General features: G+C 70.5%; 14 protein-coding genes. All 14 read left to right on the forward strand.

Features of this window, described 5'->3' with window-relative positions:
- Nucleotides 1-64 precede the first annotated feature (64 nt).
- The gene (locus tag ADL08_RS08545) at nucleotides 65-979 is read left to right on the forward strand and encodes a hypothetical protein (protein ID WP_053641465.1); all 915 of its coding nucleotides are present in this window, start codon (nucleotides 65-67) and stop codon (nucleotides 977-979) included.
- Nucleotides 980-1,158: 179 nt separating this feature from the next.
- On the forward strand, nucleotides 1,159-1,911 hold the full coding sequence (locus ADL08_RS08550) for a hypothetical protein (RefSeq protein WP_159043031.1): 753 nt from the start codon (nucleotides 1,159-1,161) through the stop codon (nucleotides 1,909-1,911).
- A 52-nt stretch (nucleotides 1,912-1,963) separates the two neighbouring features.
- Nucleotides 1,964-3,493 carry a DNA cytosine methyltransferase gene (locus tag ADL08_RS08555; protein ID WP_053641467.1) on the forward strand — a complete coding sequence of 510 codons (1,530 nt, stop codon included), beginning with the start codon at nucleotides 1,964-1,966 and terminating at the stop codon, nucleotides 3,491-3,493.
- Nucleotides 3,494-3,552: 59 nt separating this feature from the next.
- Nucleotides 3,553-4,047: a hypothetical protein gene (locus ADL08_RS08560; protein WP_053641468.1), complete on the forward strand. Its 495-nt coding sequence runs from the start codon at nucleotides 3,553-3,555 to the stop codon at nucleotides 4,045-4,047.
- 11 nt (nucleotides 4,048-4,058) lie between these two features.
- Nucleotides 4,059-4,367, forward strand: a complete 309-nt coding sequence (locus ADL08_RS08565) for a hypothetical protein (protein WP_159043032.1) — start codon at nucleotides 4,059-4,061, stop codon at nucleotides 4,365-4,367.
- 120 nt (nucleotides 4,368-4,487) lie between these two features.
- On the forward strand, nucleotides 4,488-4,946 hold the full coding sequence (locus tag ADL08_RS08570; RefSeq protein ID WP_053641470.1) for a hypothetical protein: 459 nt from the start codon (nucleotides 4,488-4,490) through the stop codon (nucleotides 4,944-4,946).
- An 80-nt stretch (nucleotides 4,947-5,026) separates the two neighbouring features.
- A complete protein-coding gene (locus tag ADL08_RS08575) occupies nucleotides 5,027-5,452 on the forward strand; it encodes a hypothetical protein (RefSeq protein WP_053641471.1) in 426 nt (141 codons plus the stop codon).
- A gap of 140 nt (nucleotides 5,453-5,592) precedes the next feature.
- On the forward strand, nucleotides 5,593-6,213 hold the full coding sequence (locus ADL08_RS08580; RefSeq protein ID WP_234352055.1) for a hypothetical protein: 621 nt from the start codon (nucleotides 5,593-5,595) through the stop codon (nucleotides 6,211-6,213).
- Nucleotides 6,214-6,311: 98 nt separating this feature from the next.
- Nucleotides 6,312-6,827 (forward strand): hypothetical protein, encoded by a 516-nt coding sequence (locus tag ADL08_RS08585; protein WP_053641473.1) that lies wholly within the window; start codon nucleotides 6,312-6,314, stop codon nucleotides 6,825-6,827.
- 62 nt (nucleotides 6,828-6,889) lie between these two features.
- Nucleotides 6,890-7,066 (forward strand): hypothetical protein, encoded by a 177-nt coding sequence (locus ADL08_RS37120; protein ID WP_159043033.1) that lies wholly within the window; start codon nucleotides 6,890-6,892, stop codon nucleotides 7,064-7,066.
- Between the two features lie 74 nt (nucleotides 7,067-7,140).
- A complete protein-coding gene (locus ADL08_RS38690) occupies nucleotides 7,141-8,223 on the forward strand; it encodes an N-6 DNA methylase (protein WP_053641474.1) in 1,083 nt (360 codons plus the stop codon).
- The gene (locus ADL08_RS08595) at nucleotides 8,220-9,122 is read left to right on the forward strand and encodes a hypothetical protein (protein ID WP_234352056.1); all 903 of its coding nucleotides are present in this window, start codon (nucleotides 8,220-8,222) and stop codon (nucleotides 9,120-9,122) included. Before ADL08_RS38690 ends, ADL08_RS08595 begins: the two co-directional genes overlap by 4 nt.
- Nucleotides 9,123-9,248: 126 nt before the next feature.
- Nucleotides 9,249-9,596: a hypothetical protein gene (locus tag ADL08_RS08600; protein WP_053641475.1), complete on the forward strand. Its 348-nt coding sequence runs from the start codon at nucleotides 9,249-9,251 to the stop codon at nucleotides 9,594-9,596.
- Between the two features lie 114 nt (nucleotides 9,597-9,710).
- Nucleotides 9,711-10,331: hypothetical protein (locus ADL08_RS08605; RefSeq protein WP_159048493.1), on the forward strand; the 621-nt coding region annotated here is incomplete at its 3' end.

Consider the following 10,331-nt stretch of genomic DNA (forward strand, 5'->3'; position numbering starts at 1 on the left):
TCCGCCTGCGCCGCCCGCCCGCGCGCCGGGCGGGCGGCGCCCGCATCTGGAGGGGGAGTCCTCTTTGTCCATCCACCTCATGATCGTGGCGGCGTACCTGCCGCCCGACGTGGTCAACCAGGGCCAGAAGCTGGCGCTGATGAAGATCTGCGACTCGGCCGACGACGAGACGCGCCTTGCCCGGCCGGGGATGCGCCGTCTGCGGGCGTGGGTCGGTGTGTCCAAGTCCCGGTGCACGACGATCGTGACCGAACTCGTCGCCATGGGCTTGGTCGAGCGCGTCACCGTCGGACGGATCGGCCGGGCCGCTGTGTACCGGGTGTTCCCGATGGGGGTGCCTTCGATCCCCAGCAACGAGGAGCTGGACGCCCGGCACCACGAGGCGGACAAGGCACCGAAGAACGAGAACAAGGCGCGGAGAGGGCTGCAGCGTGCGCGGCCGTCGAAGCCGGCGATGACCTACCGCGACGTCGAGGTGCGGAAGGAGTCTCGCGCGGCGCCCGAGCAGAGTGAGCGGGGTGAGGAGGAACGACCGCAGGAGACCGAGGAGCACGGGCAGGAGGATCAGCCGCCGAAAGGTGCCGACGGGGAAGGGTTGCACGCGTGGAACCCTCCTGGCGGCGAGGGCAGGGTTCCACCGGTGGAACCCCTTCCTTCCTTTCTCCTTCCTCTCTCCTGCAGTACCCCCCTCCCCCTACGGACGATGCCGTACCGGAAGCTCCGGACTCCTCGGCGAAGGGCTGCGCCCGCCACCGGGTACTGGCGGGCAACTGCCGCGCCTGTGGCACGAGCCCGAGAGCAGTGCGCGCGGCCGAGGAGCGGGCCAAGGTCGAGACGGACCGGCAGACCGAACGCGCGAAGTTCGAGGCTCTGCAGGCGGAGAAAGAGGAGAACCTGCGGATCGTGCGAGAGCGGCCCGACCGGCTGGCGGCAGCACGGAGGCAGGCGCGCGAGGAGGCCCGGAAGGGTCGGAATCTGACGCGCGAGAGAGGGCTCGGGAAACCGAAACCATGATCGGCTCCTCTGGCTTCTGAACCTGACTGCATATAAAATCTAACTAACACCCCCCCTTCTGGACCTCCTTCGGTGTGCGCGCCGGAGTTCAGATAGTCCGCAACACTCGATCGGTTTACCTACACCTCTTGGAGAGTGATGTACGTGTTCAAGCCCCTGCCCTTCCCCAACCACCACCGAGTCAACGACCCCTTGTGGCAGCGCCTGTGGGTCACCTACAGCGACGTGATCACCATGCTGCGCTCCGACGGCATCCCCACCGACGTGGAGATGTGCGGCGGCGAGTTCAGCATCACCGCCGAACTGCCCAACGGCTGCGAACTCGCGATCCAGGCTTCCGACGAGAACGGCGTGGAGGCCCTGCCGCTCGACCGCGCCGAACTCGGCGCCTGGCACGTCATGCACCTGTGCTCCAAGGGCGCTGACCGCCACCTCGTCTACGACTCGGCCCGGGGTGACCAGGCGGCGAACGGCACCGACGTCCTGGCGCTGATGGCCGTCGTCCTCCCCCACGCCAAGGCCGAGCAGGACGCCGCCCACCAGCACCTTGCCGCCGGCCTCGACCGCGCGAAGACCGAGGCCCCGGAGAAGGCCGACGGCCCCGAGCTGCCCGCCAACGTCATGGCCCTGCTCACCGAGCACGGCATCGAGGCCGAGGCCGGAGTCGACACCGGCACCTACCGGATCGCCTTCGACCTGCCCGACGACACGTACCTGCTCTGCTACCCCCTCGACATCGACGCGGACGGCGTCCCGACGGCCTGGGAGGTCACCCGCCAGCACCACCACCAGCCCGGCCACATGCAGAACGTCGTCCCGGTCGACGGGGAGCCCTGCCTGTTCGACACCGTCCGCTCCCACCTCGCCTCGGCGCTCTCCAACGCCTCTCGCCGCTGACCCGCCCCGGCCCGCCCCGGCCCCGGGGCGGGCCCGCCCGAAAGGCTCACCGATGACCTACACCGTCACCGACTTCTTCTGCGGCGCCGGCGGAAGCGGGCAGGGGATGCACCTCGTCCCCGGCGTGGAATTGAAGATCGCCGCGAACCACTGGTCCCTCGCCATCGACTCCCACGCGCTGAACTTCCCCAAGGTCGACCACGACTGCGCCGACATCAGCCAGATCAACTTCGCCCGCTACCCGCGCACCGACATCGTGTGGGGCTCGCCCGAGTGCACCAACCACACCATCGCGCGCGGCGTGCGCGCCGACTCCGACCGGCAGCCGGACCTGTTCGGCGAGATCCTGCCCACCGAGGCCGCCGTACGGTCGCGCGCCACCATGTGGGACGTCCTGCGCTACCTGGAGGCGATGCACCTGCGCGGCCGTCCCGTGCTCGGCGCCATCGTTGAGAACGTCCCCGACCTGGACAAGTGGATCCTCTATCCCTCCTGGCGGCAGGCCGCCGACAGCCTCGGCTACGACATCACCAGCGTCTACCTCAACTCGATGCACGCCGAACCGCGCTTCGGGTCCCCGCGCGCCCCGCAGTCGCGCAACCGGAAGTACGACCTGCTCACCCTCAAGAAGCTCGGCCGCCGACCCGACGTGGAGAAGTGGACGTCGCCGACCGCAACGTGCCCCGACCACGGCCGCGTCCAGGCGCGCCAGTCGTTCAAGAACGGCCGCACGACCGGGAGTTACCGCTTCCAGTACGTCTACCTGTGCCCGCGCCCCGGCTGCGCCCGCGTGGTGGAGCCCCACGTGCTCCCTGCCGCCGCCGCGATCGACTGGACCGTCCCGGGCGTCCGCATCGGGGACCGCAGCAAGCCGCTGGCCGAGAAGACCATCGCCCGCATACGGGCGGGCCTCGACCGCTACGCCCGCCCCGTCGCCGTCCCGATGGAAGGACGCGAGGGCAAGAAGCCGTTCCCGCTCGACGCCGAGCCCATGCGAACCATGACGACCCGCAACGAGACCGGAGTCGCCTACCTGCCGGGCCAGTTCCTGCCGTTCATCGCCGAGATGAGGGGCGGCGGCTCCCAGAAGAAGGCCCGCGGGGTGGACGAGCCGCTGGCGACCGTGTGCGCGTCCGGGAACCACCACGGTCTCGTGACCGGCCCCCGCGAGTCCGACTCGCTCCTCGTCCCCGTCGGCGGCACCTGGAACGACGAGGCCGCGCCGGTCACCGAGCCGATGCGGACCCGCACCACCCGGGAGACGGACGCCCTGCTCGTGCCGTACTACGGCCGGGGCACGGCCGCCCCCACCGGCGAACCGATGAGGACCATCACGACCGTCGACCGCCACGGGCTGGTCACCGCCGACGACGGCCTGATCCACGGCGTGGCGGTCGAGGACTGCCTGCTGCGGATGTTGCAGCCGTCCGAGATCGGCAACGCGATGGCCTTCCACCCCACCTACCGGCTCCTCGGCAACCGGCGCGAGCGCGTCCGCCAGTACGGCAACGCGGTGACGCCTCCGGCGGCCGAGGTGCTGATGTCCGCCCTGGTCGAAGCCATCAGCGGCGAAGACCTGTAACCCCCCCCGGGCCCGCCCCGGCCGGGGCGGGCCCACCACACACCTCTTGGAGAGATGCGATGAACCCGATCGACCACGGCACGCTCGTACGGCAGCTTGCCGATTCCGCTGGCGCAGCGAAGGGCCCCAGGGCCGCCACCTGGCTCCTCGTTCACCACGGCTACTGGCTCCCCAAGCTGCTGCGCGCCGAGATCATCACCACCCTGCCGAGCGGCGTCAGCTTCATCAGCTGGCAGGGCGCCGCCGACCACTGCAACGGCTCCGGCACCCTCCCCGGCGTCAACGCCCCACGCCCCCTGGAAGCGAGCCACTCCCAGTGGACGATCCTCAAGCTCGCGTGCGTCCTCACCGGCTACCACGCCCTGGACCTCTACCACCTCGGCTCCCTGGACGACCGCAACAGCGCCCTCGCGACGTACGCCTTCGCGTGGGCCACCGGCGGCCGGCAGTACGCCGCGAGCACCGGCCTCGTGACCGGGCTGTGCGCCCGCTGCTCCTGGCGGCCCGAGCACTGCTCCTGCCCCACCGGCGAGACGCCGGAGGCGAAGCAGTGACGCGCGAGTGGGTGTCCCAGGCCCCGTGCCGAGGGGACAGCGCGCTGTTCTCCCCGCGCGACAGCGCCTGGAAGAACCAGCACGACCTGGTGGACCTGTGCAGCGGCGCCCTGGAGGTATGCCGGTGGTGCCCGTTCACCAAGGAGTGCGTCGCCCTGGTGCAGCCCCGCTACGCCCGGTTCGACGGCGTGTGCGGCGGCCGGATCTGGTGCGGGGGCGCGGTCGTCAAGTCCCTGTTCGCGGAGGTGCGGAACCCGACGGACAGCGGGCGGCCCGAGGAGCCCGACGTCCTCGCCGGCATCAGCCGCGCCGCCACCTGACCTCGCCGCCCGCCGGCCGCCCCGCCCTCCTTGCGGGGCGGCGGCCTCCCCGCACGCCCCCGAGGAACGGTTCACCGCCCTCGGCTGCACGCGTCCCGCCTACAGAGAACACGAGGACACATGACCAGCCTCACCCCCTCCTACTCGATCCCCGACGGCGCCGTAGAGCGCGCCGCCCTCCACGACGCCATCCACAACGCGCATAAGGCGAGCCAGCGCCTGGCGCGCGGCGTCATCGTCGTCATCGCGGCGGCCGTACGGGACATCCTGACGAACAACCACCCCGAGGCCCCGTTCGACGCCGTCTACCTCGAACTGCGAGAGGCACGAGACGGCTCCCTGTGGGCCACCGGCCGGTACTGGACGAAGAGCGGCGAGGACCGCACCTTCGCCACCACCGAAGGCGTCGAGGACCCGGACATGGCCACCTACGGCATGAACGAGTGGGTGCCCTACCTGGACGACTCCAACCACGACACCTGGAGTCCCTTCGTCACCGAACTGCCCGACGGCCCCCGCCGCGGCGGTCGGTTCTACCACTTCGACCTCACCAGGGCCGCAGTCCTGGACCTCGGCTGACCACAGCCCGACCACCCCGGGCGCCAGCCGCCCCGCCGCTCCCGCGGCGGGGCCCCGGAACTCTGAAAGGAACCGTCCCCGTGGACAACATCGAGCGCGTCATCCGAGTCGGCGAAGCCGTCGGCGCCGCAATGAACCACCAGGCGGCGCGGGCCATACGCATCATGGAGGAGGTCATCGCGTTCAACAGCACGAGCGGCATGTACAGCGTGTGCCTCCTGCTCGCCGAGATGGGCCGCCAGAACCTCGTCCTGCTCGGAGACCTGACCCCCGGCCAGGTGTGGGCGATGAAGGAACCCCAGCCGCACGGCCCGTGCCACCAGGCGCACGTGTTCTCCGCGCGCCTCATCACGGCGCGCGCCAACAACGACGACGAGCAGTGCAAGGCGCTGTTCGACGGTCTGGTGAGCGCGGAGCCGAAGGAGTTCACCGCCGGCGTCATGAGCCTGCTCTCCGACGTTGGCGCGCTGAACCGCCGCGCGTTCGAGCGGCACCGCTCCGCGTAAAGCCGTGGGGCGGCCCCGCGCGGGGCCGCCCCACGCGTTCACCCCAGCGCCCCCGGACCGGTCGGGGGCATCACCTCCGGCCTGCGGCTCCTCGCGCCCTCCGGCCGGACAGCCTCTCCACCCCTGCAAGGAGCACCACCTTGAGCGTCCCCGGCCAGATGAGCCTTCCCGGCCTGCCCGCCCCCGCGCCCGCACCGCCCGTCGTGATCGGCCTCGACCTGTCGCTGACCTCGACCGGCGTCGCCGGCGAAGGATGGACGGAGGCGCTGAGGACGAAGAGCCGCGGGCACCAGCGGCTGCGCTGGCTCCGGCGGGAGATAGGCGAGCGGACCGCCGACGCGGCCCTGGTGGTGGTGGAGGGCGCCGCGTACAGCCAGGGGAGGCAGGCCGGCCACCACGAGCTCGCCGGCCTGTGGTGGATCGTCACCCAGGACCTGTGGGACAGGAAGGTCCCGTACGCGGTGGTGACGCCGCACGCGCGCACGATCTACGCCACGGGCGCGGCGTACCCGGCGAAGGAGTACCCGGCGAAGGAGCGGGCCCGGGTCGCCAAGGGCATGGTGCGCGACGCGGTGGCCAGCAGGTACGGCGTCGAGTGCGACGGGCCGGGCCGGTACGACAAGAGCGACGCCTTCGTGCTCGCCGCCATGGGCCTGCACTGGGCCGGGTGGCCGCTCGCGGTCGTGCCGGACACCCACCGGCGTGCCCTTGACAACGTCCAGTGGCCGCAGGGCGTGCAGACCACAACAAACCCATCTTGACCTGCGGAGACCTCGCGGGCTCGCTCTGTACTCGCGAAGTTTCTGCCTATAAAATCTAAGTAGAAGTTCTGTTCCCGCCACGACCTCTTGGAGAAGGCATGGCACCCACCTGGTACGTCCCCTACAACGACAGCGTCACCCCCCACACCGTCCACACCCCGGTGCTCGCGCCCACCGACCCCGACGAGCACACCGCCCTCATGCTCCGCCTGTACGACGAGTGCTTCGAGTTCGTCACCGTCCACTGCATCACCGCGATCGAAGCCCTCGCCCTCGGCGCGGAGGCCGTCGCCCAGCGGCAGCAGTCGGCCGACACCCCGGCCCCGCAGGAGCACTTCCTGGCCCACCTCCCGTTCGCCCAGGCCGCCGCCCGGATCTTCTGCGCGGACGTCGACGTGCACTACCGCGTCCTCGAGGCCGTCTACGACTTCGCCGTCCACGCCTACCGCCACCTTCCGTACGACCGCCGGACGTCGACCCTCATTGCCCTCGTGGAGAGCTTCGACACCCTGGCCCTGGTCGGCTTGTACCAGTACCACTGGCTGGTCCTCACCGGTCGGCCCGACCAGGCCCTGACGCCCCTCTCCCGGGCCATCGGCGAACTCCCCTCATGACCCCCCGGACCGGCCGCCCCGTCCGTGTACGGGGCGGCCAGCCCTTCTCACGGGAGTCCCAGATGCCCCCTCCACCGGCCCGGTCCTGTCCCGACTGCGACTCCAGCCCCGCCGTCGACCACGTCGAACTCTGCGCCGGCTGCGGGACCTGCAACGAGTGCCACTCCGGATGGCACCGCGACGACCCCCTCTGCGTCGACTGCGCCGAAGCGGAGTTCGCCGCCGCCGACAACCGGTAGTCCCGCCTTCCACCCGCCGCGCCCCGGCCGCCCTCGTTGGCGGCCGGGGTGCCCCATTTCCGCAAGGAGAAACGATGCGCCTGCTCGACCTCCTCGGCGACGGGGACGACAAGCCCGCCGTCCCCGACACCTTCCGCCGCGCTCCCGCTCCCGCCCCGGCTCCGGCTCCGAGCCCGGACGAGGACGGTGCTCCCCTCCTCCCGGGCACCCAGCGAACCGTTTCCCGGGAGCGCCCCTACTTCGCCCCCACGCCGGCACCGCCGACGCCCAAACAGCGCCGCCGGTACGCCCGCCGCGACGGCATCACCATCGGTGAGCGCGTCTGCGCCGCCTGGAACAACGCCCATGGCGGCTCCCGGATCGAGATCCCCGTCGGTGTTGTCGCCGCTCTCGCCCTCCTCCCCTTCGAGGGACCGGAGGTCCCGAGGATGGCCGACTGGCTGATGGGCCTCAGTGACACCGAGCTGTGGAAGCTCTACGAGGAGACCTGGGCACACCGGTGGATCGACCGCCCCGACCTCGTCGACCGGGCCAGCGTCCTCGCGACCTGGCTCCAGGACGAGGAGCCCGACACCAACATCCTTCGGGGCGTCCGGGCCGTCACCAAGGCCGTCCTGACCAACGGCATGTTGGAATACACCCACAGCGGAATCCCGGGCATGAGCACCGACATCGACCTGATGTCGTGGGTCATCACCCACCTGCGGTCCGAGGGCGCCAGGGACGGGCTCGGCGAGTACCACACGCCCCCCGATGTGTGCGACGTGATGGCCCGGATGCTCTACGACCTCCAGGACGTAGAGCCCGGCCATTCGTTCTACGACCCGGCGGGCGGCACCGGCGGCATGTTCCGCTCCCTGGTCAACCACCTGCGTGACGGCGGCTTCAACCCGCACGACTTCACGTGGCATCTAACCGATGTCGACCCGCTCGCCGCCGCCGGCGCCGCGGTCAACGTCCTGCTCTGGGACCTCGGCCCCAACGCCTACGTCTCGTGCGGCAACTCCCTGGCCGACCCCGAGCTGCCCCGCAAGGCCATGGAGCACGCCGCCGGGGCCAGGGCGCACCGTGACAACGTCGTCGCCACCGCCCGGATGATGGCCGCCGTCGGCCGCGCCGAACGCCTCATGGCCCGGGTCAGCGGGGAGGCAGCGTGACCAGGCCCGCGCTCCGGATCCTCTCCCTCGGCGCCGGCGTGCAGTCCACGACGATCGCGCTCCTCGCCGCCGCCCACGTCCTGCCGCCCCTCGACGCGGCGATCTTCGCCGACACCGGCTGGGAGACAGAAGAGGTGTACGCCCACCTCGACCGCCTTGAGAACGAGGTGTTCAAGCCCAGCGGCACCCCGCTCTACCGCGTCTCCGCCGGCCACATCCGCAACGACGCCCTCGACCCGGCGCACCGTTTCGCCTCCATGCCCCTGCACATCCGCAACCCGGACGGCGGCGACGGGCTTCTCCGGCGCCAGTGCACGGATCAGTACAAACTCACCCCGCTCAAGCGGAAGGTCAGGGAACTCCTCGGCTACCCCCACCCGTACTCCGTCCCGCGCGGCCTGCACGCCGAGACGTGGATCGGCATCAGCCGCGACGAGTTCCACCGCGCCCGGGACTCGGGCGTCCAGTACCTCAGCTCGGCGTTCCCCCTCCTCTACCTCCCGGGGGCGGCGGACGGGCGAGGAGGCTGGACCCGGGAGGACTGCCTCCGGTACCTCCGCGCCCACGGCTGGGCCACAACACCCCGGTCGTCGTGCATCGGGTGCCCCTTCCACAACAACGGGCACTGGAGGCACCTGCGCGACACACAGCCGAAGGCGTGGGCGGACGCCGTCGCCTTCGACCGGGCGATCCGCGCCGGGAACGCCCGGGGGAACGCCCGCGGCAAGCCCCTGCTCGGCAAGGCGTACCTGCACCGCTCCCGCCGCCCCCTGGACGAAGCCCCCATCGACCGAGTCACCGCGCACGAGTGGACCCGCAAGCAGACCGACCTCTTCGACCAGATCGCCGACACCGAAGTGGAAAACGGCTGCTCCCCATGGTCATGCCGCGCCGCTTGAAGCGCATAAAGACCACCGGAGATGTACGGAAATAAATCGGGAAAACAGAAGCCGAAACTATGTTCATCCGGATTCCTGTTCCCTAGGTTTAAGGAGTTCCGAACATCACCTACACAAGGGGTAGAAATGGAAATCAACACGGAAAAGGCTCAGGACACTTTTGTTCAGTCCTGGGAAATCCCACTCTTCACCACCTGGATCAAGACCACCTTGGCCAACCAGGGGGCACCGGAGGCCGGCACGGACATCCACCGACTCCTGGACACCCTCCTTACCAGGGGCTCCGGAGAGGAGGACATGGTCATCACCGGGGAGGAGGTAACCCTTCTGGCCCTCTGGATGGTTCCCCTCCTGTTCTCCCAGAACAAGGAGGACGAGAACTCGGACCTCTGCCAGGTAAATGACCGGATATTCAGGGCCCACGGTGCCATCACCGACGAGGACCGGCGGAAAGCCTGCATCTGCTACGGGTGACACCCAACAGTGAGGGAGGGGGCGGGAAATCCGCCCCCTCCCTCACCTATTGGCAAAGGTGACCAGTCCCCCGACGGATTTACGAAGAAGCGCAAAGAACTCACGAGGAAACCCATGACGCCCAAGACCCAGACGGCCGCCTCCAAGCGCCCGCGCACGCTCCCCACGCCCACCCCTCCCGAGACGACGCCCGACCCCACCGAGCCGACCGACGCCTCGGCCGAACCCCTGCTCCTCAACGACCTTCGACCCGTGGCCACCGACCTGGCCGGCCGCCTCGGCGCACCCTGGACGGTCGAGGACCTGACGGCCACAGCGGAACGCCTCCGCCTCATCGGCCCCGACAACCGCGAACTCGGCCTCGCCCTGCTCTTCGCCGACACCGTCGTCCAGATGTGGGTCACCGGCTTCGCCCTGCCCGACCTGCCCAAGACCGCGTCCAAGCAGGAGCACGCCGCCCGCGCCCGCCGCCTCGGCCCCGGCCGCTCCTGGCACATCGCCCAGGCCCTGTCCCACCTGACCGCCGACGACACCGCCCCGGCCGCGGTGGACATACCCGAGGCGCTGTACCGGCGGATCGCCGACGACCTGCTCCCGGTCTACGAGATCAAGCCGCCGTACGTGGCCGTCATCTCCTGGGGCAACGAACCGAAGCCCGACGACGAGAAGCCCGCCGACGAGAAGCCCGTCGAGCCCGCCGCCGACCTCCCCCGCGCCACCCCCGCCCCCCGACGG

Origin of the sequence: Streptomyces sp. NRRL F-6492 (genome assembly GCF_001280125.1) — a bacterium.
Classification (GTDB): domain Bacteria; phylum Actinomycetota; class Actinomycetes; order Streptomycetales; family Streptomycetaceae; genus Streptomyces.